This window comes from Serratia sp. MMO-28 (genome assembly GCF_037199905.1).
Taxonomy (GTDB): domain Bacteria; phylum Pseudomonadota; class Gammaproteobacteria; order Enterobacterales; family Enterobacteriaceae; genus Chania; species Chania oryzae.
This window is the reverse complement of the sequence record NZ_JBBCVB010000040.1, coordinates 12,325-36,812: the sequence shown is the minus strand read 5'-3', so window position 1 is coordinate 36,812 and position 24,488 is coordinate 12,325. Positions and strand designations below refer to the sequence as shown.

Genomic DNA, 24,488 nt, shown 5'->3' with positions numbered 1-24,488 from the left:
AATAAGAGAGAACTAAGCTAATCCAGCCCGAGGCTGTCGCGTAAAATTTGCAACCGCTCCATGTCGCCGTCGCTGGCGGCCTGTTGGAGGGATTTGGTAGGGGCATGAATAAGACGATTGGTCAGTTTGTGAGCCAGTTCCTGAATAACCTGCTCCACATTAGCACCCTGCGCAATGGCAGCCAGCGCTTTTGATTCCATTTCCATGCGGATCTGCTCGGCCTGTGAGCGATAATCACGAATGGTTTCTGTCGCGCCCTGCGAGCGCAACCAGGCCATAAAGTTGATACTTTCCTGCTGAACGATCGACTCAGCCTGCACGGCGGCCGCCTGACGCTGCGCCAGGTTGTTCTGAATGATGGCGTGCAGATCGTCCACGCTGTACAGATAGGCGTTCGCCAGCTTGCCGACTTCCGGTTCGATATCACGAGGTACTGCAATATCCACCAGCAGCATCGGCTGGTTGCGGCGCGCTTTCAGCGCACGCTCCACCATCCCCTTGCCAATGATCGGCAGCGGGCTGGCGGTAGAGCTGATAATGATGTCCGCATCGGCCAGGCGTTCGTCGATCTCCGGCAGCGTGATCACTTCCGCGCCCACTTCTTGGGCCAGTAACTGAGCGCGTTCACGGGTGCGGTTGGCGATCATCATGTGTTTGACCTGATGTTCACGCAGATGACGCGCCACCAGTTCGATGGTTTCCCCTGCGCCCACCAGCAACACGTTCAGTTCAGCCAAGGATTCGAAGATCTGGCGCGCCAAGGTGCAGGCGGCAAAGGCCACAGAAACGGCACTGGCACCGATGTCGGTTTCGGTACGGACGCGTTTGGCAACGGAGAAGGTTTTTTGGAACAGGCGTTCAAGCTCACCAGACAGAGACTGGCCGCGTTGTGATTCGGCAAAGGCTTTTTTGACCTGCCCCAGGATTTGCGGTTCACCCAGCACCAGCGAATCCAGCCCGCTGGCAACGCGCATCAGATGGCTGACCGCGTCATTACCCTGATGCCAATACAGGCTTTTGGCAACGTCTTCCGGGCGCAGATGATGATAATCACATAACCAGTTAACCAACTGTTCGCGCAAATGTTCCTGTTGTTCCACGCTGAGATACAGCTCGGTGCGGTTACAGGTAGACAACACAACACCGCCCTGCACCAACGGTTGTTGGAGCAGGCTGTTTAGCGCTTGTTCGATCGACTCTGGGGAGAAGGTTACCCTTTCTCGCAGAGAAACCGGTGCGGTTTTGTGATTAATACCTAACGCAAGCAGGGTCATTGCTTCGAGTAATACTTCTATTGGTACGGGTTCTCGTTGTCTGGCATTCTACTTGATGCGCGACACCAATAAAAGTAACAACCGCATCTTCCCCCCAATCGCTGGTATAGTTATTTCCTTGAGGCACGATGTTGAGTAACATTATCGGTGCCGGGGGGCTCCCCCGTTAGCGTTGGCAGCAAGTCAAAGGTTTCGCCGCACGTGCCCGTAAGGACAAAAGGACAATAAAAAGTTATGCCTATCCGCAACGTTAATTTGCTTCGCCTGCTCCCATTGGCCAGCCTGCTGCTGACCGCCTGTACCCTCACCAAGCCCAGCGGCCCGGCAACCAGTCCGACTTCCCCGCAGTGGCGTGCCCATGAACAGGCCGTGCAGCAGCTCAGCCAGTATCAGACCCGCGGCGCTTTCGCCTATCTGTCCGATCAGAAAAAGGTTTATGCCCGCTTCTTCTGGCAACAATATTCGCCCGATCGCTACCGCCTGTTGTTGACCAACCCACTGGGCAGTACTGAACTGGAACTCAATGTGCAGAAGGAAGTGGTGCAACTGAGCGATAGCCAGGGTAAACGCTACGTCAGCAACGACGCGGAAGAGATGATCCGTAAGCTGACCGGGATGGCTATTCCGCTGAACAACCTGCGCCAATGGATGCTGGGCCTGCCGGGAGAAGCCACCGATTTCACCCTCGACGATCGGTATCGCCTGAGCAAGCTGACTTATCCGCAGGGCGATCTCACCTGGGTGGTCACTTACCAGGATTACAATACCGACCAGCAACCGCCGTTGCCAAGCCGTCTCGAACTGCAGCAAGGCGATCAACGCATCAAGCTGAAAATGGATAATTGGACGCTTAAATGATTCGTCAGTGGCCCTCTCCCGCAAAGCTAAATCTGTTCCTCTATATCACTGGCCGTCGCGCTGACGGCTACCACCAGTTGCAAACCCTGTTCCAGTTCCTGGATTACGGCGACACCTTGACCATTGAACCGCGTCAGGACGACAGCATCCATTTGCTGACGCCGATCGCTGGCGTGCCGGACGAGCAGAATCTGATCGTGCGTGCGGCCCGCCTGCTGCAACACTACTGCACGGCTCACGCGATCGACACCCCGCCGCGCGGTGCAGATATCCGCATTGAGAAACGCCTGCCGATGGGCGGTGGGCTGGGCGGCGGTTCATCCAACGCCGCCACGGTGCTGATCGCGCTGAACGAGCTGTGGCAATGCGGCTTAAGCGACGAGCAACTGGCGGCGTTGGGGCTGGCTCTCGGGGCCGACGTTCCGGTGTTTGTACGCGGGCATGCGGCCTTTGCTGAAGGCATCGGCGAGCAGCTGCAACCGGCCGATCCGGCAGAAAAGTGGTATTTGGTCGCGCACCCTGGCGTCAGCATCCCCACACCGGTTATTTTTGCTGACCCAGAATTAAAACGAAATACCCCGGTTCGCCCGCTGAATGCTCTGTTGCAGGCTCCTTACGCCAATGATTGTGAACCGATTGCAAGAAAACGTTTTCGCGAGGTTGAACAGCTTCTTTCATGGCTGTTACAATACGCGCCGTCACGCCTGACCGGCACAGGTGCTTGTGTGTTTGCAGAATTCGACTCCGAGCCCGCCGCCCTTCAGGTGTTAAATAAAGCCCCGGCCTGGTTGCGTGGATTTGTAGCGCGTGGCGTTAACGTCTCGCCACTACATCGCATCCGTTCAGGGCAGTCTGAGTCGTAGCTCAACGTTTCGCTGTGCAGAGTTATTCACACTAAACCCTGCCATCTCTGCGCTGCCTGCGGTTCAATTTAGTTTTACATACCCGTATGGTTATTGCGTCGGCGTCGCCAACTGCCCCTTGGTGAAGGCCGTATGACAATATCTTCTCTGGACGCAAGCCTGAGGTTCTTCTCGTGCCTGATATGAAGCTTTTTGCTGGTAACGCCACCCCGGAACTAGCACAACGTATTGCCAACCGTTTGTACACCAGCCTTGGTGACGCCGCTGTAGGTCGTTTTAGCGACGGCGAAGTGAGCGTGCAAATCAACGAAAACGTACGCGGCGGTGATATTTTCATCATCCAGTCCACCTGTGCACCGACTAACGACAACCTGATGGAACTGGTTGTTATGGTCGATGCCCTGCGTCGCGCCTCCGCAGGTCGTATTACTGCTGTTATCCCTTACTTCGGTTATGCTCGCCAGGATCGCCGTGTGCGTTCTGCGCGCGTGCCAATCACGGCCAAAGTTGTTGCTGATTTCCTCTCCAGTGTAGGGGTTGACCGCGTACTGACAGTGGATCTGCATGCTGAACAGATCCAAGGCTTCTTCGATGTTCCGGTAGATAACGTATTCGGTAGCCCGATCCTGCTGGAAGATATGTTGCAACAGAATCTGGTGAACCCGATTGTGGTTTCCCCTGATATCGGTGGTGTTGTGCGCGCCCGTGCCATAGCCAAACTGCTGAACGATACCGATATGGCTATCATTGATAAACGTCGCCCACGCGCAAACGTTTCTCAAGTGATGCATATCATCGGTGATGTGGCAGGCCGTGACTGTGTGCTGGTAGACGATATGATTGATACCGGTGGTACTTTGTGTAAAGCGGCTGAAGCGTTGAAAGAACGCGGTGCCAAACGCGTATTTGCCTACGCAACGCACCCTATCTTCTCTGGTAATGCCGTGGAAAACATCAAGCACTCGGTGATTGATGAAGTGATCGTCTGCGACACCATTCCGTTGTCAGCAGAAATCAAAGCGCTGAAAAACGTACGTACTCTGACACTGTCCGGCATGCTGGCTGAAGCCATCCGCCGCATCAGTAACGAAGAGTCAATCTCTGCCATGTTCGAGCATTAATCTGCGATCTGGCGCAGTTAACTTAACTACTGCGCCACATCCACTGTTAAGCATGGTAGAAAACAAAAAACCCGTTGAAGCGCTCGGCAACAACGGGTTTTTTACTTGTTATGCAACATGAGCGTTCGCTCTCCTTTATGCTTGCTGCTTGTTTACTTTAATAAGTTTGATCAATGTGATGAGCGATGCTCGTTGTTCTTACAGCGTTTATCGAAATGTTTTACCCACCAATAACGATCGGCAACCTCTTCACGCCCGCCAATACGCGCTCCAGCCAGCCATAGAAGCGCACCGATGAAAATACTCATAACCGCACCATGAGCAAAGAACTGTGGCAGATTGAGTTGTGACACTTCAGCCAGAATGGAGTATCCGACCCCTACAACCATCACTACCATCCCCAGTCCCATTAAAACGTTGCCCATTAAGCCAGCGTTTTTACGTTTCATATGCCACCTCCACCGCGTTATCTACTCACTTGGGATAACACACAAACGGTTAACCCGCTTCGATAAGTTAAGTATAGGCATGCTTAGAGAAAGGGTATTGCGCCAATGGTCACAAATGGCAAATAAACACTGACAAATCTTAACGCCACGCTAAAAATTAGCTAACAAATTGAATGATTTCTCTAATGTATTATTCATTTTCAACCTAATAACACCCACTAGATGGCCAGGATTTTTGTCATTACATACGCAGACAGGTAAACTATTGTCCTTTCCATTATATCGACCATAGTGAATTCCCCGTGAGCAGTATCAAACTGATTGTTGGCCTGGCGAACCCGGGCGCAGAATATGCCCAGACGCGACACAATGCTGGTGCCTGGTATGTAGATTTACTGGCTCAGCGCCACAACCAACCGTTAAAAGAAGAGAGCAAGTTCTTTGGCTACACCGCTCGCCTGAATTTGGCGGGGAATGACGTCCGGCTGCTGGTCCCCACCACCTTTATGAACCTCAGCGGAAAAGCCGTCGCCGCCATTGCCACATTTTATCGTATCCAACCGGAAGAGATTCTGGTCGCACACGATGAGCTGGATCTGCCACCTGGCGTGGCAAAACTCAAGCTGGGTGGCAGCAATGGCGGTCACAATGGCCTGAAAGATATTCAAAGCAAACTGGGCAATACACCAAACTTTTATCGCCTACGCATTGGCATCGGCCATCCCGGCGACAAAAACAGAGTCGTTGGATTCGTGCTTGGCAAACCACCTGCTGCAGAACAAACGCTGATTGATGATGCTATCGATGAGTCATTGCGATGTACGGAGATTTTGTTGCAAGAAGGCATAACAAAAGCGATGAACCGTTTGCACGCCTTTAAGGCAAATCACTGACAGTTGGGCCAAGCGGCGTTTTTTTTACTCGCTTGGCTATCGGACAAAAACGGCAAAACGTATGGGTACAGCATGGCTGAGCGGCCGCCTGCCCATTGTTTTGTGCCGTGACAGCAACCTCTTTCGTTTCCTGCTTTGCTGCATGAAACGGCCGCTCAATCAAGGTCTTTTTGCGCTCGTTGCGAAAGTGGATAATAAACGATACCACTGAAAGCAATAAGAGTATCGGTGCCAGAAATGCATAGATTCCATTCATGGAATAAGTCTCTCCCTTAGATATAAATATATCAAAAAATAATGGGTGAATATTATCCGAAAAAGATTATATCAACAATACTAACGCTTAAATTTATAGTCATTAAATTACCTAATCAAACCCAGTTAGGAAATCTCTAATTAAATTGGGAAATATCTTAATTAAAATAAGATAATCACTTACCATTGATTAAAGTATAAGCTAATCGGGCATAAAGTTAATTTCAACCGTTTTAAAATCAAGATAATTCTTAATAAAACAGAGAGCTAAACTGTATCACTTAAGCCATTCAGTCAACGAATAGCCTTGTAGATAGCGGCATCTCACTCCATCCTCACGGTTCGGCAGAGTTCTCTATAGCCGCTGTTTAATTTATCACCGCGCAAAAAATCATCTTCTTCTTTTATAATAATAAAATAGAGCCAATACTGGCTGATAGCTATTGGTAACCACAATTATTGAAGACCTGACAATGTTACTTTTTAGCTTTCTATTACAGAATAATCTGAGCAAATGAGCATTGATTGGTATTAACACGCTGTGACCTAGGAATGATGAAACGAAATCCTGGATTGGAACATTCATTTTAAATGAAACAATAATAGTCACTATGTCATAAATTTTAACAAGATCCCTATTGCTGGTTTCAAGCACGGCAGAATCCTTGTCTGCATCACTCGAGTAGTACACAAGAGAACTGTCAGATCGAGATAACCGCTCATTACGTGTATAATAGTGGGATAATTTTGCCATTTATGCAGCAGATTTAATCTAACCTGTTGATAGTTAAGATATTTAAGGTGATATAAACATGGGATTCAAATGCGGTATCGTCGGTCTGCCTAACGTTGGCAAATCCACACTGTTCAATGCGTTGACCAAAGCGGGTATTGAAGCAGCCAACTTCCCGTTCTGTACCATTGAGCCTAATACGGGTGTGGTGCCGATGCCTGATTCGCGTCTGGATCAGTTGGCTGAAATCGTCAAACCTCAACGCATTCTGCCAACCACCATGGAGTTCGTTGACATTGCAGGTTTGGTAAAAGGAGCCTCCAAAGGTGAAGGCCTTGGTAACCAGTTCCTGACCAACATCCGTGAAACCGAGGCTATCGGCCATGTGGTGCGTTGTTTCGAAAACGACAACATCATCCATGTGAATAACAAAGTTGATCCTGCCGACGATATTGAGGTGATCAATACTGAATTGGCGCTCTCTGACCTTGATACTTGTGAACGCGCAATCCATCGTGTGCAGAAGAAAGCCAAAGGCGGCGATAAAGATGCCAAAGCCGAGTTGGCAGCCTTGGAGAAGTGCCTGCCGCAGTTGGAAAACGCTGGCATGCTACGCGCTCTGGATCTGACGGCTGAAGATAAAGCCGCTATCCGCTACCTGAGCTTCCTGACGCTGAAACCCACTATGTACATTGCTAACGTCAATGAAGACGGTTTCGAGAATAACCCATACCTGGATAAAGTGCGTGAGATCGCGGCCGCAGAAGGTTCGGTCGTGGTAGCGGTTTGTGCGGCGGTGGAATCCGATATCGCCGAATTGGACGATGAAGACCGTGCTGAATTTATGGCCGAGTTGGGGTTGGAAGAGCCAGGTTTGAACCGGGTGATCCGCGCAGGTTATGAATTACTGAATCTGCAAACCTACTTCACCGCGGGTGTGAAAGAAGTACGTGCCTGGACCATTCCCGTTGGCGCAACGGCACCGCAGGCTGCAGGCAAGATCCACACCGATTTCGAGAAAGGCTTTATCCGCGCGCAGACGATCTCTTTTGAAGACTTTATCACCTACAAGGGTGAACAAGGTGCCAAAGAAGCGGGCAAAATGCGTTCAGAAGGTAAAGATTACATCGTTAAAGACGGTGATGTGATGAACTTCCTGTTCAACGTCTAATTCACTTCTGTTGTCTCATGCGATCTCAGTGAATCGCATGAAGACTGGAAAACCCCATAAAATCCACGCGCTTGCGTGGATTTTTCTTTTCATAATGTCTCAACTCATCTCATAACAGCGCAGTCAAAAATGAGTACAGACATGAGTACAATCAGTTTTCATCTTCATTTTAGGTGAGTACAATAGCGGTATAAGAAATAGACAAGGACTCGCTATGCTCACTGATACGCAATGCCGCACTGCTAAGCCGAAAGAAAAACTCCATCGACTCAATGATTTCAATGGTCTCTACCTCGAAGTGAAACCCAATGGCAAAAAGGCATGGCGCTATCGGTTTAAACTCAACGGTAAATCCAGCATGTTTGCATTGGGTGAATACCCGACGGTCAAACTTGCAGAAGCTCGCGAGAAATGCGAGCAAGCGCGTAAGCAAGTCGCAGATGGAGTTAGTCCGACACAGGCTCGTCAGCTAGATAAGATCCGCAAGGTCAATGACGCATCCAACACCTTTGAGCTGATCGCCAAAGAGTGGTTGCAGATGAAAGACTGGGCCGAAATCACCAAAACGCGGCGACTGGATATGCTTGAACGAGTGGTTTTTCCCGCAATCGGTAAGCTCCCAGTCAGGGAGATCACCCCACACCACATTCTTAAAATTCTTCAAGAAACTGCTAAACGAGGAGCACCGACCGTTGCCGCTGAAGCCCGTCGAACCATTTCGTCAGTTTTCGAGTTGGCAGTAGCGACACTTAGAGCAGATAGCGATCCTGTCTGGCCGGTGCGTAAGGCGATTCCGGCAAACAAAACGCAGCACAAACAGGCATTGAATCCGCAGCAAATCGGGAAACTATTAAGCTGTTTTGACAACAGTCGCGGCTCGTACCAGGTTAACTATTGCATGTGGCTTATGTGGTGGACGCTGGCGCGACCAGCCGAAGTAACTGAGGCAGAATGGACAGAATTCGATCTCGATAACGCACTGTGGACTATTCCGTCAACGCGAATGAAAGCCAGCAGAGAACACGTTATTCCCCTTCCCTCCCAGGCTGTCAAAATGCTCAGAACACTACAGGGATTAACCGGGCATCGGCAGAACCTTTTCCCGGGCAGAGATAATCCGAAAGGTCCAATGACATCGCACTCGCTGCGCCAGCTACTTAAAAGCCTAGGCTGGAGTGGCATTTATAGCCCCCATGCTACCAGAACTACAGGAAGTACGCGTTTAAACGAAATGGGCTATAGACCTGATGCTATTGAAGCTCAGCTTGCGCACGCTGATACCAACAACGTTCGCCGTACGTACAACCATGCGACGTATCTTGATGAGCGTAAAGTGATGATGCAGGAATGGGCTGATATGTTGGGCAAATGGGTAGCAGAATTCGAGTAGAACTTATTGCACTTAGTGAACCACGAGGATAGAACTCATTCCTCAGGGTCCACTTTTGTACCAGTAGCTGACGTATTTTATGAAAAAATCATCCTAAAAATTTGCTTATCAAAAGTATTTTTATATCATAGAGCTTCGCATTAATAAAAAACGCTTAATTATTAACACATGCTTTGTACTTTTCAAAACTTACAAATTAAGTTAATAATAAATCATGAATCATAAGGCGATATTTTACTGAACTATCTTTTAAGGGACATGTCGTTTTATACTTCATGTTCCCTTGATATATAAAATATTGCACATTTTAATGTACATGTCAAAAAGGAGGCTTAATGTCCGCATCACCAAAGTACTATATAAAAGGTAATCTATCTGAGAAGCAAATTGAAGCAGATGTCGCTGCCTTCTTCGGTTGGTGTACCCCGCAAGAAGAAACTGCGTTTAGGCTTTTAGATATTAATGAGCAAAAGACAGGCGCAGATAAATTATATGATCGTGCAACAGCAATTTATATGCAATTTAAAAAATCAGCAGGATTAAAATCTACACATGATGTAGCAATATCCACTCGAAAAAGAAAAAGTCCACTTGAGGGGATTCGCAAGTTTCGAAATGAATATCAACTAGACCAAGATCCAACACTGTTTTTCCAACTGCATCCAAAAGCTAAGAATGCAAGCGATCTACAGCATAATGTGTTACTAGGCTATGAGAGACAACCTTGGTCACGCGCAATCTATGTTGCACCTCTTCTGCTAGATAAAGATAGCTATCATCAAGCTCTTTTTCGATCAACTGACAGATTTTTACTCGACCCCTTTTATTATCGAATTGGTCATTCAATTCAACAGCGATATTGGACTAGCTATTTTGGTTCGACACCTTTTCTACGAGAACATATTTCTATTCCACCACATGAAAGGGTTCTAGATCACAATCATTATTATGCATATTCAGAAACAGGGACTGATATAAGCTGGCATTCTCCTTCCATTGTTGAAAGAGATGCAAGTAGACTGTCTGACTTTTTTGTTAAGCTCATTTCGACTGCAGTGAATGAACCAGATTCTATGCTTTCACTAGAAGTTCTGTCAGCAAAAATTACTGAGATTAGTTCGAATCTTGGTTTTCAAGCTGATAAAACCAGCAATTCGCCATTAGCAATTCTTGGAGAACATGGACGCTGGTTAAGAGATAAATACGGAATTCGACAATTTATTCTTCTTAGTAATGCAGAATTTCTTGAGAAATTACGTAACGATTGACTTTATCTTCGGGTATTAGCGACACAGTGGTGGAAATTATGCCGTCAGCAACACCTAGAAAAGTTGCTGACGCTCGCTATTCGTTTGAAGCCGGCAGTCGATGTCTGCTGGCAGACTTGTGCCAAAAGCAGAATTTACAAATATCATATCATGTTAACCAATGTTGTGACGGGTTACCAAAGTAAATATAACCGACTTCAAACATAAGAATATTACCGTTAATTTATCAAATAATTATTTTAGGGGCGGATGTTACGCCTAATGGATTAGTACCTAATGTTGTTTCACTATAAACGATCAATTCACGTAATTTTGTCAATAAATCCAAAATGTTATCATCCCAAGAACCCCTGATTAATCGGACAATATTTTGCGCTTCAAAATTGAGAGCCAGCCTTTGATTTTTCCCCATGGTAAACAAAGTTTCAATTGTTCCTATCGCTGAGTAAAAATCTCCTACAACATAATAATCACTAGACATTTCTATAATTAAAAAATTCTGCCCACCTATTTTTTCCCACTTATATGTTAGACTAGGTGGTTCCTGAAACATATTGTGGTGATAAATTCTTTGACGAACGCCAATTCCGAATGAGAAATAAGCACCATTTTTTCTCTTCCAGAATGATTCTCTATATAATAAATGAGCCCTATTCCCTTCAATTTCACCTAATATGCCAATACTTTCTTCCTCACTTTTCAATAATATACATATATCTGCATATGCAATAGACTTCCCGGCCTCAGAAAAATTAACACCAGGATGGGTAATTAATATTGGATTGTGGTTAGTTATAAATTGAGCGGATGATGCAAAATCTTTAGCGGAAACAAAAACTCCATATTGAAATTTTTTTAAATCTACATTCATTTTCCTCTCAGCCAAAACCTCATTTATTATCATTTTCGTTATTGGCTCACCCTCTTTACTAAGGAGGAAATGGGCTAAAAAAGTTTGCAAGCCAAAATTTTGCAAACTGCTTTTTATTTTAATAAAAAATGATGATCCAGATTTTGATATAAGATTTTCTATTGAGGGAAAAACTTCATTCATATATTCAAGTTGAAATCCAAATTCAATTTTTTCTGTTGATAGAGAGACTCAAAAACAGCACAAAAATGCATTGCCCAAAATGAATTCAAATTTGCACTTAAACCAAGGCTAATCATCTGTGAGGTAAAATTCATTTAAACCCTCAATAATTTTCTATGAATGTAAAGGATCATTAATTATGATTAAATCATTTTCTAACAGCATCACGCAATAAACGATTTCACTTCTGTTACTCGATATAATTTCTCAGGCATAATGTCCGCTCCTCGCTCAAAGCGGACGTGGATCACTTGCTGGATATGCACATCGTGCTCCAATGCGCATATCCCATTATGATTGACAACGTAATACTCCCTTATCAGTGGTCGCAGATAGTTAAATTCAAGAAAGTAAGCTAGTCCTTCACTTTCATCGTGAAACCACCCCATTCCGGCAGTAAAAGCGAGCCTGTTGTCACAACCCCATCATGATCGAGCATACAGACCCGTCCAGGGTTCAGACTGACCACCTCACGGATATACGCCTGCTCCACGCCACAGATCATAAATGCCAGCAGGACCTTATTCCGCGCATATTGCTGATGGTGAGTCTTTTCACGCTGATACTCCTCACTATTCAGATCCAGCATTAATCCGACTTCATTAGCGTACCTGTGATAGTTACGCGGTGATGAACAGTTCTTGCGGTGTGTGTCATGCACACGTTCCAGCAATGACTCAAGCGCACATTTCAATGGACTGATATAACGGTTCCACCAGCGCAAAATCTTTAGCGCCTTTTTTCTGCTGTTACCGCACCATTCATACACTTTTGCCCCAAGGCCATCATTAATACCAATAGTCACACGCCCAATTCTGTAGGTGGTGGTATGGACCATCTGTTTGCACTGTTTCCGGGTCAGCCCGGTATGTTTCATCATGGTTTTATATATCGATGATTTCACACGATACTCGACGTCATACTGTCTAAACAGATGGTTCAGACAGGCCAAATTACAGGCTTCAATATCATAATTATGCAAGCCGCTACGAAACTTAGCTTTCAACTCATTAGGCAGGTTCTGAAAGGCGGCATCGTAGTACCGTCCTCCAAATGTCAGACGATAATGATGGTCGTAAGTAATATATTGTCCCTCAATCCTGCCATTGTAGAGATGGTTAAGGCTGCGTATTCCTGCACGGTAATAGGAATCAGGCTCCCGACTACGTAATTCCTTCACAAACTGTATACTCATGCGCCCCCGCGCAACCTTTCCCAGGAACGCCGTCTCCCTTCGCTTTAGGTCAGTCTGGCGTTTTTCAACATCTATTGCAAGCCTAGGGGCTTTCCCGTTCGCCTTAAGCAGATCTCGAAAATTGATAGACTCACCAGTATCCACGTCAACCAGATTTAACTTGCCCAAAGCAGACACTGATTGCTGCGGATTGAACCACCATGCACTGGCTCTACGCTTTTCCAGGTCTTTGCTCGCCTTCCCTGCACGAAATTCAATATCCGACAGTGTCGGCAGGAAATCGACCAAGGTGGATATATAACACAGCCCCTGATAGCTGATTTCACACTGTCCCAGGAGACTGGCATAACAGCTCCGGATATCCCGGACCGTGCATATAGTCCATCCATCATCGTCTGCCTCCAGCCATATGTGGGCCAAGAACCGGCGCAATGTACGTCGTCGGGTGACCGCCCATTGCGTATCCCCCATGACATAATCCGTTATTTCAGTAATACGGTCATAAACCCACTTCGGGATCTTCACTGGATAATCCTTTTCAGTACTCACGGTCCCCTCTCAGCATCCTCGTCTCACTACATTAACCAAACTCAACGCTGGGCAATTCGAAAGTCAAAACCACAGTCGCGAGGATGGGCTCCGCCCATGATTTGCTCCACTCCGGTCGCAAATCTTTCCCCCTGTTCAGGCTGACGCCTTCCCTCACTCGCTGCGCTCGTTCGCCGTGTCGTTTTATAACAGTGGAAGGGGATGAGGCCTCCGTAGTGCTACATGTCCCCAAGCTCTCCGTTGCGCTCAATGGCAATGGTGCTCGCTGACCGCTCCCCCATTGTGTGTAGAATATTCACTGGCAGAAACGCAAAAAACCCTCGTAGATGCGCTAACTCGTCAGCTAATGGCAAGGATCGGGTGCGCAGAGGCATCCGTAAGACCCTAAAGAAAACATACGGTTACGTTAAAATCGGAACAGTTGGAATTTTAAAGTGCATCAACACCATCAAAATCACTGGCCAGCGCTGCAGTTTTACAACAACAATATTGCAGTGGTCGCCGGTGTTATTCGCCGTTCCACTGCAATTTAATCAACAGCAGAAGTGCATTGCAGTTGCTGCATTACCGGTAAATCAGTGCACTTTCCCTGGGGGTTGCCCAAACGAAAAAGAAACGACACCTGTTCCGAGTGAGTCCAGGGTAAGCAGGCTTTTTAACAGTGTCCGGCCTTTCAGTGGCTCCATTCTTGACTTAACAAGAGCGTCTTTATCAGTCAGTGTGTAATCTGCTTTGTGCCAGACTGGATTCAGGGCGCATGAAAGCAGCCTTGCGGGGTCTTTATACCTGAGCCCGATCACCGGCGTGTTGACAGTCGACGAATCAATGAATGCCCCACCACTTCGCGACATATGCGCTTTTAGCCCCTTAATCAACGTACTGTCATTGGGTAGGAACAAACACAACTGTGGAACCCAGAAAATACGCGCTTCTGGGCCATCAGGCATATGGCGCATCATACTAAAGGTGCCTATGGCCGGACCGGCGCCCCCCAGGCGGTTAAGTACCCGGCTTATCCTCTGCTTGTAACGACCGATTTGCGCCCTGAGCGCATCGGTGTTCTTCCATGGCGGCGGAGTTTGCGTATCCTTGTTGAAAAACAGGACCACTCCCACGTATTCTGCTGAATTCCCCGGCGGGACAGACAACATCGCCAGTTGCGCCAGAATGCGTTCCCGCTGGCAATGCGGGCATATAAGACTGTTGCATGGAGATCCGTTTCTGCACTGCCTGAGTTTTTGGGCAATGACGTCATAGCAGCGATTGCTGCCTTTCAGTTTATTTAGTAAATGAATAAGATGCTGCAATTCATGCTCACTTTCCTGCTGCGTAATAATAGTGGGGAATGCTTTACTTAAAATCTCAAGCCTTGACGGTGCGTGGCGAATGTAATCCGGGTCTGATGTTCTGAAGTAATAAGATTCGTTCATTTAATATTCCTGGTTGTATTCATTACCCTGCCACCTGAGTAAAGCAACAGGGTAATGTGTCCGGTTTTTATTCAGGCAAAATTGCTATATCCTGTTGAGTATTAAAAACCATCCTGATGCCGTTCAACTAAGTCATTTGCAGTCCAGCCAGATGAATATTCATCATCAGTCGGCCTTAAATAATCTAAATTTAACGTCGTATGACCCGGTAAACTATTCCCCACCGAAACGCCCTGGTAATGTAATTGTTTAGCAGCGTTACATTGCGCACAGGCTCCACTTCCACATGGGATGTATTTACACCTGTCAAGAATACACGCTATTTTACCGTATATGTTGCACTCATCCTCCCACCAGTGCTCCCCTCTTTTGATGGCATCAGACAAAATCCGTGCAGATACCCGGTTAAGCTTACATATCCGCAACTGTTGTTCCCTTAATATAGCAGCGGTAGCACGTTTCGATAACCCAACCTGTTTCCCCATGGTTTCAAACCAGGGGACTGCTATTTCTTTCGCAGAACTTGTTTTAGCTATTATCTCTTTCATTTTATTCTCCCGCCTGCATACGACTGTTAACCCAGTTATTGATATCACTCTCCAGCCAACCCACCGCCCGGCCACTGTCGCCCGTTAGTTTCTTTGACAAAGGAAAGACTCCTTTCGAGATGAGTCGGTACAACGTCGCTGACGAGATCCCCGTCAGATGAAGAACCTCTTTTTTACGCAAAATACGGTTGGTGTTCATGCTTGTGCTCCTTTGAGCTGTTTCAGGAGCGGGGTTATTTACAACCACTAAAAAACGCAAGGATTCACTCAACGATGCCTTCGTTGAGCACTTTAAGGGCATCTTTAATGTGGATGTCATTCGAGAACACCTATTTCTGGCACCAAAACGATCACATCAAGGGCTATTGGCCACTGAGGCTCAATGATGATATTTTGAACACAACACTCTCATGGAGGTGACCTGTGATTGGTAACCAAAGCAACACGGCTGACGCTAAATGCCACCGGGAACGGAAAAGCAGTAACGAGGTCTTTGAATTTCTGGAGAAGAAGCTTTATCTCGGACGGGATACCCGGCAAAAACTGGCACTGATTGCCCGGAAACTAACGGGAGCGGGTTTTAGCCCGGATAAATTCGACGCAGAGAAAGCGGCGGATGTGGTGAGTGTCTGCGTGAATCACATGTTTAATGATCTGCTCAATGAGGGAGAGCTAAACGGGATTTATGGGCTGGAGGAGCATCCCATGATAGTTCCGGCCAGGTCCCCTAAGGCACTGGAAATCTACACTGTTTACCAGCTTGTAAAAGGTCGTTTTGACAAGCTTCATACGGGGGAGTCAGATCGTGAGAAATGTACATCGGTGGCAGCAAAACTTAATGAATGCGGGCCGGGGAAACCGTCATTTAAACATTTTTCTGACAATGAGCAATGGACGCGTGAAGATGTTGCGTGGATGCTTCAGCCTGAAAATATCAATGCACTGATTAATGTCCAGAATCAAAAATACGCGCGGTTGAGTGCTGAAGATAAAACTGCAATCGCTACCGGAGACGTCTCAACAGCTAAAAACACCTGATGTGTTTGCTGGCACTGATCTTAATGGTATCACCACGACAGTCATAGCGCGTCGTCGTGGTTATGTCGCTGTGCCCTGCCAGCTGGCGGACAGTGTTGATATCTACACCCTGCTCCAGTAAACGGGTAATGAAGGTGCGTCGCATATCATGTGGAGTGAAACGCGCTATCCCTGACGTTTGCTGTAACTGCTCCAGGATACCCGTTAACCCGGTTGATGTCAGAGGTTGGGTGTCGGTCTTCCCGTTGCGCTTAATACGGATGAACAGTGCGCTGTCAGCTTCGTTTGCGCTGACTTTAAGCCATGCGCGGATGGCCTTGTCCACCGCATCCGCTACGTGAATTTCACGATATTTACGCCCCTTCCCTTGCCTCACCGTCAGGATGCCGTTGTCATAGTCCCGGCGCTCAAGGCTGACCAGTTCCCCGGCCCGCAGGCCCGTTCCACAAAGCGTCAGCACTATGGCGGTATCACGACAGCTCCGTACCGGTTGAGGATGCTGTTTTGCCGCCTTAATCAGTGCCTTGATTTCCGGCTTGCCCAGCGCCCTTCCCCTACGCTGGATATCGCCACTTACGCGCTTAACTGATCGGATACGTGCCAGCGTTTCAGCATCCATGCAGTTGAGGTTAAAGGCTGTCTGCGCCACGCCCCGCAGTGCTGACAACGCCATGTTCACCGACGACACGGCATAACCGTCATCCAGCAGTGCCACACGTACTTTAGCTACGGCGGCGTAGTTAAGTTGTTCCCACGAATAATCTGCTGCATCCGCACCACGTTTGAGTATGCGGGCACTGCGGTTCAACAGACTGGTGATACCCCGCCGACCCGATGGTGCCAGACCGCCAATATACGCATCAAACACGGTAGTTTGCACCACCGGAACGACCTGACGAAACGCAGCCCTTTTCATGTGCTTAACCCGCAATAACGTACATTAAACCAAGTAACTTTCAGCATCACACCAGTCCTCGCTCAGCCATCGACACCGTTTCAGTTCCTGCCACGATAAAGTGATCAAGTAACCGCACATCCAGCATCTCCAGCAGCTCCTGAAGCTTTTTGGTCAACTGAATGTCACACCGGCTGGGTTCAGGCTCCCCGCTGGGGTGGTTGTGGACAAGGATGACTGCAGCGGCGTTATGTTTCAGTACACGCTTAATAACTTCACGGGGGTGAACGCTGACCGAGTTTAACGTACCCTTGAACAGGATTTCGCGGTGCAGCAGCTGATTCTGATTATCGAGCAGGATGATGCCAAACTCTTCATGTTCAAGCGGTGCCAGCTCAACCATTACGCACCGCCGAACATCATCAGGGGAACAGAGCTGAACGCCACGCTGGTAGTACCGGCTGATAATGTCACGCGCCTGGTCAAGGATACGGGTTTCACGCTGGGTAAACATGGTCATGTCAGAACTCCCGTTCAATGAAGTAAATGGCGTCTGGAAACAGCTGGCGGCGGGTTACGCCAGTACGCAGGGAGAAAGCTTTACGGGGCATGGTGGTTCGCCCGTTGCTGTCGAAGAAGCAGAGCATTTCTTCGTCCATTTTGACCAGAAGGGACCAGTGAAACTGGTCGCTGAGCATAATCAGGCGAGAGTGGTCAGTGACGTCAAGAAACCGCTGCATTTCCCTGAACAGCCGCCCGTCTGTTAACCCCCGCTTCCCTGCAAAGGGTCTGGTGATTTCAACCGGGAACTGGCGGCGGTAATGCCCTTTCTGCAACACCTGAGCTATTAACCAGTCTAAGCGGTCTTCTTCAATTCCTTCAGTCAGCCATTCATGCAAAGGCCAGCGCTGCTGATAAGTCTGAATAAGCCAGTTCATTAACGGGCGTCGTTTCACCCTGCCGTCATACAGCCAGCTCAGCATGTTAACCACGCAATAAGCACCGCAAAGACAGTCCAGTTCGCCCTGTTGAGACGCACGTATCCCTCTGTCAGTCGTCACAGATAATTCCCCATAAAGTAGTGATAGTTAGTGCAGAAGGATTAGCTTTCCCACAGGACGGTAATGGTGTAGACGTTCATGGCGTGATACTGAATAAAGTTGGATTGCCAGAGTTCAAACAACTCCCTTCCGGCATTAACAGACAGATCACCAACATGAGCCAGAAAGACATATTGCTGACTCCAGCTGATATCAATTTCCTTTTCCAGTTCGGGGTAAACCACTCCTATATAACTGAAGTCGGTAATGTAATCGAAATACCATTCATCATTGCGTGAAATAAGCCGTATTTCGACAGGATGGTAACCGCCCTTTTCAGCGCTGTAACTCAGGTCTTTAAATAACAGACTGACGGCTGTAATTCTGGCTTTATGCGGCAGTGGATTTCCCGCTTCATTTAATATGATATTTATTAATTCCTGATCGACGGGCATAGCTAGCCCTTCCTGATGGAGAATATTCATCAGTGATTTTCCTGTTCAACATATTATCATAAGACGTTATGTCTGCACCAGCACAGGTGGGGTTTAATCACCGAATAAATGGTAAGTGCATGACAACGTACTGACTGGGTAAAATATAGTTCATCAGCAATATTATTATATCAAAAATATGCTTTCAATGCAAATAGTAACAACAAGAAACTAATATGTAGTTCAGAAATGAAATAACTGACAATAGGTTTTTATTCATTATTAAGTGATGGCATACTTTCCATTCTGCCATGTCAGACAGGTCAGGATTCCGGGGTGGTTCCTTCTGTCTGGCATGGCGGAAAACTGACGTTATCACACCTTCCCATTCAGCTTTTCAAAGAGGCTCTTACGCTTATCTTCGGGCAGCTTCATGATTTGTACCGCCAGCTCAGAAACTTCAGGCCCCTTAGACATCAGATCATCTTTTACCATCCTAAGGGCCTGCTCCATCAGTTGCGCCCGCGAAGCTGGCGACATATTGCGATACAACTGTATCCAGAGGCTAAGCTGGCGATCGCTGTCGGTGAGAGTAAACGCTTCACCCTTAGCCCTGTTTCTCTCATCATCAAGCGACATTGTGGCTGCGCTGATATGGTAAACCACGCCTTTCCCGGCAGTCCTTTTACGACGTATTTCCGGGTGCAGAGATGCCAGCTTCTCCAGGCGCATCCTGGCGCCACGCGCAGTGCCCGGCATCCCCTCAATATGAGTGAATTCCTCTGCTGTCAGCCAGTCTTTTCCCTCTTCAACAGAAGCTTCAGGATGGGTCGGTATAGACGATACTGCTTTCTTGCTGCTCATATAAATTTCACCAGATATCAATGCGTTAATATGAAAACCCATAAATAGACACCAAAAGAACTTGAAAGGTATCTTTTATTCGCATTTAATATCCATGTACTGATTCCATGGAGTTAATACTGTGCGTAACTCAACAGCATCGCAGAAAAAGCAAAGCAAAGGAAGTTCAGGGAACTGGCATCGTGCCGATATTGTGGCAGCACTTCACAAGCGAGGGTTAACGCTGGCGTCACTGTCACGCAGTCACGGCCTTGCGCCACGGACATTAAATAACGCCTTAGAGCGTCATTATCCCAGAGCTGAGCGCATTATTGCCGGGGCTCTGGATACCACACCGGAAACATTATGGCCGGAAAGGTATGCCCTTAAAACTGGACCTAAAAGCAGGTAAAGGATGCAGTCATGGCAACCACCATCACTGAAATAACGGAATGCTTTGAGTATTTTTTCAGTTCTCTTTATCGCAGGGAGTTTGTTAAGACTCTACGTCTGAATGAATGCAGCGAACGTGAGTTGCTGCCTCTGGTACGTTGCTATTTGCTGGGTTGGTTTGCAGATAATGTCTCACCGGAAGTAAAAAGCAAGCTGCCAGGAACTGTATCCGGGCACGGTTACATTGATTTTGTCATTGATGATGTAGCCGTCGAGTTTGCAGTACGTAAACCAACTGCGGCACGTTCCAATGTCTCCGCGACCGTCAACAGTACAGAAGTTAAGAAATTGATGAAGCACGACGGCAAAGCCCTGCTTGTACTGTTTGACTTCTCTGACACGCCCTATTCAGAAGAACAGATTGAGTCCTTTCGTAACTGGCCTTCACTTGGCCGGGGAAATCACCGCAAGTCCGCATTCAACGTCGTTTATTTCTTTGTGGAAAAACGCAGACCGCTGGCACTGGGGAAAATCACCAAAAACATCCGTATCACTTAATAGGGAATTAATTAATGAACAGAAAACTGTTGGCCTTATTGATGGTAGCCGTAACGCTACCGGTCGCAGCAGCACAGTACGTAAAACCCGGAGCGGTTCTAACCCTGAATCCGGGAAAGGGCAATGCTGAATTCAACATTAATGCCTCAACGGGGGATGGTTCGGGCGTATGCAATATGGAGGGGACAGCACAGCAAATAGCTGCCGGAGAAAGTCAGAAGCGTCGCTGGGTCTGGAATGACAATACCAGCCAGTGTGTTGCAGTAATTAGTGCACTGAAAAACGGTAAGGCCAGCGTTATGACTCGTGGTTGCGAAGGCTACTGCGGTGCTTCTGCGACAGGCGCAATGGATGGTCTATTTAATAAGAAGTAAATAGTATCGCTAATTAATGAAGGAATCATAGATGAAAAGAGCAATACTTTTGGTATTAATTGCTGCTGGTTTGCTGGCTGGCTGAGGCGAAAAAACGCCAAAATGCAATAGTGATGATGCAAAAAACCTGGTCGTGGATATTGCCAGAAAGACAATCGAGAAAAGCATGACACTGGATAAGGATGTGCGTATTTCTGTAGAAAATGTCAGAACAATTAACCATGAATCAGGTCTGGATGTTTATCAGTGCGCGGCTGATTTAACGTTCACAAAACCTGATCTGAAAAACTCTTTACCAATAACTTACCGGATACAGAAAACTGATGATAATAACGATCATTTCTATATAAATGTATCTGGATTATAATAGCCTTTAACTAGCAGATACCAGGGTTCCTTTTGGGTAAGGTAATTAATGTTTCATTCCAAAAGGAAGCCCCATGAAAATATTATCACATTTGACACCATGGTATTTATCTCAATTTATTGGCTTGTGAAGTATCAGTTAACTGAGCCAGCAACACACTCTATAAACATACCATTTATTATTAAATCTAATGTTCATGGTATCTATAAATTCAGTAATCCCCTCCAACTATTAGTACTAAAAGCAATATTCCCATCTTAGTTTGCAAAATACGATTTCAGTCGATATATAATCATTGGTGTATTTCATTGAGAAACTTACATTTATCCCATTAACTATTACTTATAAATTCAGATTAAAGCAGCACCAATAATACTTAGTGCTGCTATCTCCAACGGAGAATACTCTACATGCGAATTTATTAAAAATTTATTTGCGCTCACCTAACAAATATTAAGACATGATCTCCGTTCAACTCATTATAAGTCACCAATCAATCTCTATAGTATTATTATAGAAAGGGTGCTGTTCCTCTAATGGATCAGTATAATATGGCAACCTATCATAGTCGTAAGAACCTGCGACTGAAAAACTCGTAGCTTGTAAATCAAAACGATTGACCAGCCAATCAGCAACATGGCTAGCAAACGCCTCTTTTTTCCTTAATTCCCAGTCTCTTCTACCTAATTTAATATCTAGTAAATATCTACCTTCCTTATTAACTTTAATCAAACCAGCCTGCACTAATGCTCTAACAGTTGGAGACTGATTATCCTGAATCCAGACCCAAGCATTACCATACTCTTTAGGAAAAGCAGTATTAAAATAGCTTTCATCCGCAAGTAAATCATCTACATATTGCATAACAGAGTTAGCACAACTTTTCACTTCTGACTCAGGTAGATCAAAGAAAATGTCGAACTCAAAAGTATTTTCATTGATATAATAAAGCAACTTCTCTGGTTCAAAAATCCTGTCCAATGACGGCAGATTATCCATTGCTATAATAAATTTAAAAGCACCTTTATTAATAATGCCTTGATCTATTAACGTTAGTATATCATGCGCTATGACTGGAATATCAGAACGAAATGGAACTATTACTCCTCCCCCTATCATATTGATTGTTCTAAGATCAAGTCCGGGCGTGCTTTCAACATCCTCAGAAACACCATACTCTTTAATTTGACTGAGGTATTTATCAATATCACCTCGATATGGCCACCGCCATTCACGCTCATGCGTCCAATCAACTTTTTGCGGTATATATGTTACATACCTATATTGTTCAATTAGAGGTAGCAATGATTCATGAATAATACGCTCATCTCCTCCACGGGAGTACCAAGTAATAGATGAAGCATTATCAAGTGCATAAATTGCAGGTCTCGATCCGGCATTGAACATATGAGATTTAGGAAAAACTAAAGCATAAAGCCCTATTTTTTCATTTCTTCCCAATCTTTTCATTCCAGTATCCAAATAGGCCGCAATAGGCATATCAGTAAAACACACTGCTGGAGAGTCACCATAAACAGTTCTTTGACCATTGCGATATGACCAAGAAGCAAATAATTTATAATTACGTAAAGACAATCGGAGTAAATATCTTGCGTCGATGAGATTAGCATGATGCTGGCTATTGAACCCGCAATGTTCGGGCAAGTTAATAGAGCTACCACTATTTAAATCTACATCTCTAAAAAAATGAATTAAGTAATCAGACAAATCGAACCTAATGTTATTTCTCATACATTTCGTCCTATACAGAAATTTCGGTATCTCAGCAGTAATTTAAATAAGCCCATCCAAATAATTAGCCCACACCTGCAACCACTTCCGGCACTCAGCATCATACTTATACAAGTTATAAATCCCTTCAATACCGCCACGTGTATGCCCCAATACGGCCTCTGCTACCTCATTTGGACACTGCAAACGAGATCCCCCCGTCCGTACTGTACGACGCTGATCGTGTGGCGTCCAATGAGGTATATCAAGCATTTGACCGCTTTCACGTAGACGCCATGAGTTTTCGGTTAGATACTTCTGCTGGATTGGCTTCTTAGTGGCTTGCGAAGGGAATAGATATTTGTCAGAGGTAAGCCGTAGTACTTTGAGAAAGTCGATTGCGTGATCAGATAACTGTACGTAGCGCTCTATCCCTGTTTTGGTTTCTCGCAGATGGTAAATGAATGATGCCTTTTTCAAAATCGAAGCCCCCCGTTCAGAGGAACAGACGTAATACGTTTGCCTATAGTACCTAAAACAGCAACTGAACCTTACCCATCCCTCAGGACGAAATGAACCTCTGTAAGGTTTGAATTTGTGTGAGACCGGGTACATATTACTAGTTATGTCGTGCTAAATAAGTACGCCAGTAAGTACGCGGGAGAGAAAGCAGCAGGATTATATGCAGATGAAAAACTATAACTTATTGATTTAATGGTGACAATGGGAACAAAACAACCAGCACAAAGACCTTGATTTTTAATAGTTTGTTTTATTCGATCTTTTAACATACCCCCAAATATCGGTATGCCACACAGCTCTTTTTTAGTAGAGTTCAAAAGTATCAGATATCAGCCTTGATATCTGAACTCCTTCCTGTGGCATCTGGGGCTACTACTGGGACGTGATCTTACCCAGCAATAGTGGACACGCGACTAAGTGAGTAAACTCTCAACCAGAGGTGACTCATGACAAAACCAGCATCAACCAGCAAAAAGCCCCGTAAGCAACATACGCCTGAATTTCGCAACGAAGCCCTGAAGCTTGCTGAGCGTATCGGTGTGGCTGCCGCTGCCCGTGAACTTAGCCTGTATGAATCGCAGCTTTATGCTTGGCGCAGCAAGCTGAAGAATGCACATTCCTCTTCCGAACGTGAGCAGGAAATGGCTGTTGAAATTGCCCGCCTTAAGCGTCAACTGGCGGAGCAGGCAGAGGAACTGGCCATTATCCAAAAGGCCGCGACATACTTCGCGAAGCGCCTGAAATGAAGTATGTCTTCATCAAAAATCATCAGGCTGAGTTCAGTATCAAAGCGATGTGTCGTGTGCTTCGGGTTGCCCGCAGCGGCTGGTATGCCTGGCGTTTGCGCCACCATCAGCAAGGCCCGCGTCAACAGTTCCGCCTCATCTGTGATACGGCTGTCCGTGAGGCATTCATGGAGGCAAAACAGCGCTATGGTGCACCTCGTCTCGCAGACGAACTGCCGGAGTACAACATCAAAACCATTGCTGCCAGCCTGCGTCGTCAGGGGCTAAGGGCGAAAGCCGCCCGGAAGTTTAGCCCGGTCAGCTACCGTGAACATAGTCTGCCGGTATCGAATAATCTGTTAGAGCAGGACTTCAGCGCTGACGGCCCGAACCAGAAGTGGGCGGGTGACATTACATATCGTGTGCCCGGAGTTCAGGGCGAGCAAGGATGCTCAAATGAACCACGAGTCTGTTTTGG

General features: G+C 46.5%; 26 protein-coding genes and 3 pseudogenes. 13 read left to right on the top strand and 16 right to left on the bottom strand.

Features of this window, described 5'->3' with window-relative positions; all coding sequences use genetic code 11:
• Nucleotides 1-17 precede the first annotated feature (17 nt).
• Nucleotides 18-1,274: a glutamyl-tRNA reductase gene (gene hemA / locus WG891_RS24410; RefSeq protein ID WP_076940345.1), complete on the bottom strand. Its 1,257-nt coding sequence runs from the start codon at nt 1,272-1,274 to the stop codon at nt 18-20.
• 234 nt (nt 1,275-1,508) lie between these two features.
• Between hemA and lolB the strand changes: the two genes are divergently transcribed.
• From lolB to prs, 3 genes are all read left to right on the top strand, one after another.
• Nucleotides 1,509-2,132 carry a lipoprotein insertase outer membrane protein LolB gene (gene lolB / locus WG891_RS24405; protein WP_076940346.1) on the top strand — a complete coding sequence of 208 codons (624 nt, stop codon included), beginning with the start codon at nt 1,509-1,511 and terminating at the stop codon, nt 2,130-2,132.
• A complete protein-coding gene (gene ispE / locus WG891_RS24400; protein WP_156293594.1) occupies nt 2,129-2,995 on the top strand; it encodes a 4-(cytidine 5'-diphospho)-2-C-methyl-D-erythritol kinase in 867 nt (288 codons plus the stop codon). The genes lolB and ispE overlap by 4 nt, the downstream gene beginning before the upstream one ends.
• A 173-nt stretch (nt 2,996-3,168) precedes the next feature.
• The gene (prs, locus tag WG891_RS24395) at nt 3,169-4,116 is read left to right on the top strand and encodes a ribose-phosphate diphosphokinase (RefSeq protein ID WP_095996084.1); all 948 of its coding nucleotides are present in this window, start codon (nt 3,169-3,171) and stop codon (nt 4,114-4,116) included.
• A 170-nt stretch (nt 4,117-4,286) separates the two neighbouring features.
• On the opposite strand, the gene ychH is transcribed toward prs, so the two are convergent.
• Nucleotides 4,287-4,565, bottom strand: a complete 279-nt coding sequence (gene ychH, locus WG891_RS24390) for a stress-induced protein YchH (protein WP_076940349.1) — start codon at nt 4,563-4,565, stop codon at nt 4,287-4,289.
• Nucleotides 4,566-4,867: 302 nt separating this feature from the next.
• On the opposite strand from ychH, the gene pth reads away from it, so the two are divergent.
• Nucleotides 4,868-5,458, top strand: coding sequence for an aminoacyl-tRNA hydrolase (pth, locus tag WG891_RS24385; protein ID WP_337264824.1), 591 nt, complete (start codon nt 4,868-4,870; stop codon nt 5,456-5,458).
• Here the strand turns inward: pth and WG891_RS24380 are convergent.
• Complete coding sequence (locus WG891_RS24380) at nt 5,442-5,714, bottom strand: hypothetical protein (RefSeq protein ID WP_337264825.1); 273 nt, start codon at nt 5,712-5,714, stop codon at nt 5,442-5,444. The genes pth and WG891_RS24380 overlap by 17 nt on opposite strands.
• 811 nt (nt 5,715-6,525) lie before the next feature.
• Between WG891_RS24380 and ychF the strand changes: the two genes are divergently transcribed.
• The 3 genes from ychF to WG891_RS24365 all read left to right on the top strand — a co-directional run bounded on the left by ychF (nt 6,526) and on the right by WG891_RS24365 (nt 10,275).
• On the top strand, nt 6,526-7,617 hold the full coding sequence (gene ychF / locus WG891_RS24375) for a redox-regulated ATPase YchF (RefSeq protein WP_337264826.1): 1,092 nt from the start codon (nt 6,526-6,528) through the stop codon (nt 7,615-7,617).
• 214 nt (nt 7,618-7,831) lie between these two features.
• On the top strand, nt 7,832-9,007 hold the full coding sequence (locus WG891_RS24370) for a tyrosine-type recombinase/integrase (protein ID WP_337264827.1): 1,176 nt from the start codon (nt 7,832-7,834) through the stop codon (nt 9,005-9,007).
• Between the two features lie 335 nt (nt 9,008-9,342).
• Complete coding sequence (locus tag WG891_RS24365) at nt 9,343-10,275, top strand: hypothetical protein (RefSeq protein ID WP_337264828.1); 933 nt, start codon at nt 9,343-9,345, stop codon at nt 10,273-10,275.
• A gap of 226 nt (nt 10,276-10,501) precedes the next feature.
• On the opposite strand, the gene WG891_RS24360 is transcribed toward WG891_RS24365, so the two are convergent.
• The 5 genes from WG891_RS24360 to WG891_RS24340 all read right to left on the bottom strand — a co-directional run bounded on the left by WG891_RS24360 (nt 10,502) and on the right by WG891_RS24340 (nt 15,289).
• Entirely contained in the window at nt 10,502-11,329 is an 828-nt protein-coding gene (locus WG891_RS24360; protein WP_337264829.1) for a hypothetical protein, read from the bottom strand.
• A gap of 394 nt (nt 11,330-11,723) precedes the next feature.
• Nucleotides 11,724-13,112 carry a hypothetical protein gene (locus tag WG891_RS24355; RefSeq protein WP_337264830.1) on the bottom strand — a complete coding sequence of 463 codons (1,389 nt, stop codon included), beginning with the start codon at nt 13,110-13,112 and terminating at the stop codon, nt 11,724-11,726.
• 575 nt (nt 13,113-13,687) lie between these two features.
• Nucleotides 13,688-14,542, bottom strand: a complete 855-nt coding sequence (locus tag WG891_RS24350) for a hypothetical protein (RefSeq protein WP_337264831.1) — start codon at nt 14,540-14,542, stop codon at nt 13,688-13,690.
• Nucleotides 14,543-14,643: 101 nt separating this feature from the next.
• Nucleotides 14,644-15,090, bottom strand: coding sequence for a hypothetical protein (locus tag WG891_RS24345; RefSeq protein WP_337264832.1), 447 nt, complete (start codon nt 15,088-15,090; stop codon nt 14,644-14,646).
• Between the two features lies 1 nt (nt 15,091).
• Nucleotides 15,092-15,289 (bottom strand): helix-turn-helix transcriptional regulator, encoded by a 198-nt coding sequence (locus WG891_RS24340; protein WP_001357429.1) that lies wholly within the window; start codon nt 15,287-15,289, stop codon nt 15,092-15,094.
• 224 nt (nt 15,290-15,513) lie between these two features.
• Between WG891_RS24340 and WG891_RS24335 the strand changes: the two genes are divergently transcribed.
• Complete coding sequence (locus tag WG891_RS24335; RefSeq protein ID WP_337264833.1) at nt 15,514-16,128, top strand: hypothetical protein; 615 nt, start codon at nt 15,514-15,516, stop codon at nt 16,126-16,128.
• Here the strand turns inward: WG891_RS24335 and WG891_RS24330 are convergent.
• From WG891_RS24330 to WG891_RS24305, 6 genes are all read right to left on the bottom strand, one after another.
• Nucleotides 16,115-17,044: a tyrosine-type recombinase/integrase gene (locus tag WG891_RS24330; RefSeq protein WP_337264834.1), complete on the bottom strand. Its 930-nt coding sequence runs from the start codon at nt 17,042-17,044 to the stop codon at nt 16,115-16,117. The genes WG891_RS24335 and WG891_RS24330 overlap by 14 nt on opposite strands.
• A gap of 46 nt (nt 17,045-17,090) precedes the next feature.
• Nucleotides 17,091-17,543 (bottom strand): RadC family protein, encoded by a 453-nt coding sequence (gene radC / locus WG891_RS24325; protein ID WP_160183392.1) that lies wholly within the window; start codon nt 17,541-17,543, stop codon nt 17,091-17,093.
• 1 nt (nt 17,544) lies between these two features.
• A complete protein-coding gene (locus tag WG891_RS24320; protein WP_000954131.1) occupies nt 17,545-18,006 on the bottom strand; it encodes a hypothetical protein in 462 nt (153 codons plus the stop codon).
• A gap of 119 nt (nt 18,007-18,125) precedes the next feature.
• A complete protein-coding gene (locus tag WG891_RS24315) occupies nt 18,126-18,518 on the bottom strand; it encodes a DUF2787 family protein (protein ID WP_160183878.1) in 393 nt (130 codons plus the stop codon).
• Between the two features lie 354 nt (nt 18,519-18,872).
• The gene (locus tag WG891_RS24310; protein WP_181856183.1) at nt 18,873-19,361 is read right to left on the bottom strand and encodes a hypothetical protein; all 489 of its coding nucleotides are present in this window, start codon (nt 19,359-19,361) and stop codon (nt 18,873-18,875) included.
• A gap of 113 nt (nt 19,362-19,474) precedes the next feature.
• Nucleotides 19,475-19,627 carry a hypothetical protein gene (locus tag WG891_RS24305; protein ID WP_020424155.1) on the bottom strand — a complete coding sequence of 51 codons (153 nt, stop codon included), beginning with the start codon at nt 19,625-19,627 and terminating at the stop codon, nt 19,475-19,477.
• Here WG891_RS24305 and WG891_RS24300 point away from each other — a divergent pair.
• From WG891_RS24300 to WG891_RS24285, 4 genes and pseudogenes are all read left to right on the top strand, one after another.
• Complete coding sequence (locus WG891_RS24300) at nt 19,555-19,752, top strand: helix-turn-helix domain-containing protein (protein WP_229233768.1); 198 nt, start codon at nt 19,555-19,557, stop codon at nt 19,750-19,752. The genes WG891_RS24305 and WG891_RS24300 overlap by 73 nt on opposite strands.
• Nucleotides 19,753-19,763: 11 nt before the next feature.
• The gene (locus WG891_RS24295; protein WP_000246193.1) at nt 19,764-20,291 is read left to right on the top strand and encodes a hypothetical protein; all 528 of its coding nucleotides are present in this window, start codon (nt 19,764-19,766) and stop codon (nt 20,289-20,291) included.
• A gap of 14 nt (nt 20,292-20,305) precedes the next feature.
• The gene (locus WG891_RS24290; protein WP_337264835.1) at nt 20,306-20,665 is read left to right on the top strand and encodes an acyl-CoA dehydrogenase; all 360 of its coding nucleotides are present in this window, start codon (nt 20,306-20,308) and stop codon (nt 20,663-20,665) included.
• Nucleotides 20,666-20,696: 31 nt separating this feature from the next.
• Nucleotides 20,697-21,032: pseudogene (locus WG891_RS24285) on the top strand (hypothetical protein).
• Between the two features lie 486 nt (nt 21,033-21,518).
• Here the strand turns inward: WG891_RS24285 and WG891_RS24280 are convergent.
• Nucleotides 21,519-22,784: a DUF4427 domain-containing protein gene (locus WG891_RS24280; protein ID WP_337264836.1), complete on the bottom strand. Its 1,266-nt coding sequence runs from the start codon at nt 22,782-22,784 to the stop codon at nt 21,519-21,521.
• 42 nt (nt 22,785-22,826) lie between these two features.
• Nucleotides 22,827-23,219: pseudogene (locus WG891_RS24275) on the bottom strand (tyrosine-type recombinase/integrase); the annotation flags it as partial.
• Between the two features lie 512 nt (nt 23,220-23,731).
• Between WG891_RS24275 and WG891_RS24270 the strand changes: the two are divergent.
• Nucleotides 23,732-24,429: pseudogene (locus tag WG891_RS24270) on the top strand (transposase); the annotation flags it as partial.
• Nucleotides 24,430-24,488 lie beyond the last annotated feature (59 nt).

Coding starts and splice junctions, on each gene's coding strand:
- hemA (WP_076940345.1), bottom strand. CDS start 1,274: ATGACCCTGCTTGCGTTAGGTATTAATCACAAAACCGCACCGGTTTCT.
- ychH (WP_076940349.1), bottom strand. CDS start 4,565: ATGAAACGTAAAAACGCTGGCTTAATGGGCAACGTTTTAATGGGACTG.
- lolB (WP_076940346.1), top strand. CDS start 1,509: ATGCCTATCCGCAACGTTAATTTGCTTCGCCTGCTCCCATTGGCCAGC.
- WG891_RS24365 (WP_337264828.1), top strand. CDS start 9,343: ATGTCCGCATCACCAAAGTACTATATAAAAGGTAATCTATCTGAGAAG.
- WG891_RS24295 (WP_000246193.1), top strand. CDS start 19,764: ATGGCAACCACCATCACTGAAATAACGGAATGCTTTGAGTATTTTTTC.
- WG891_RS24370 (WP_337264827.1), top strand. CDS start 7,832: ATGCTCACTGATACGCAATGCCGCACTGCTAAGCCGAAAGAAAAACTC.
- WG891_RS24290 (WP_337264835.1), top strand. CDS start 20,306: ATGAACAGAAAACTGTTGGCCTTATTGATGGTAGCCGTAACGCTACCG.
- WG891_RS24350 (WP_337264831.1), bottom strand. CDS start 14,542: ATGAACGAATCTTATTACTTCAGAACATCAGACCCGGATTACATTCGC.
- WG891_RS24320 (WP_000954131.1), bottom strand. CDS start 18,006: ATGCTGAGCTGGCTGTATGACGGCAGGGTGAAACGACGCCCGTTAATG.
- WG891_RS24310 (WP_181856183.1), bottom strand. CDS start 19,361: ATGAGCAGCAAGAAAGCAGTATCGTCTATACCGACCCATCCTGAAGCT.
- WG891_RS24305 (WP_020424155.1), bottom strand. CDS start 19,627: ATGTCCGTGGCGCAAGGCCGTGACTGCGTGACAGTGACGCCAGCGTTA.
- WG891_RS24380 (WP_337264825.1), bottom strand. CDS start 5,714: ATGAATGGAATCTATGCATTTCTGGCACCGATACTCTTATTGCTTTCA.
- WG891_RS24315 (WP_160183878.1), bottom strand. CDS start 18,518: ATGCCCGTCGATCAGGAATTAATAAATATCATATTAAATGAAGCGGGA.
- WG891_RS24280 (WP_337264836.1), bottom strand. CDS start 22,784: ATGAGAAATAACATTAGGTTCGATTTGTCTGATTACTTAATTCATTTT.
- ychF (WP_337264826.1), top strand. CDS start 6,526: ATGGGATTCAAATGCGGTATCGTCGGTCTGCCTAACGTTGGCAAATCC.
- WG891_RS24360 (WP_337264829.1), bottom strand. CDS start 11,329: ATGAATGAAGTTTTTCCCTCAATAGAAAATCTTATATCAAAATCTGGA.
- ispE (WP_156293594.1), top strand. CDS start 2,129: ATGATTCGTCAGTGGCCCTCTCCCGCAAAGCTAAATCTGTTCCTCTAT.
- WG891_RS24330 (WP_337264834.1), bottom strand. CDS start 17,044: ATGAAAAGGGCTGCGTTTCGTCAGGTCGTTCCGGTGGTGCAAACTACC.
- WG891_RS24340 (WP_001357429.1), bottom strand. CDS start 15,289: ATGAACACCAACCGTATTTTGCGTAAAAAAGAGGTTCTTCATCTGACG.
- WG891_RS24345 (WP_337264832.1), bottom strand. CDS start 15,090: ATGAAAGAGATAATAGCTAAAACAAGTTCTGCGAAAGAAATAGCAGTC.
- radC (WP_160183392.1), bottom strand. CDS start 17,543: ATGACCATGTTTACCCAGCGTGAAACCCGTATCCTTGACCAGGCGCGT.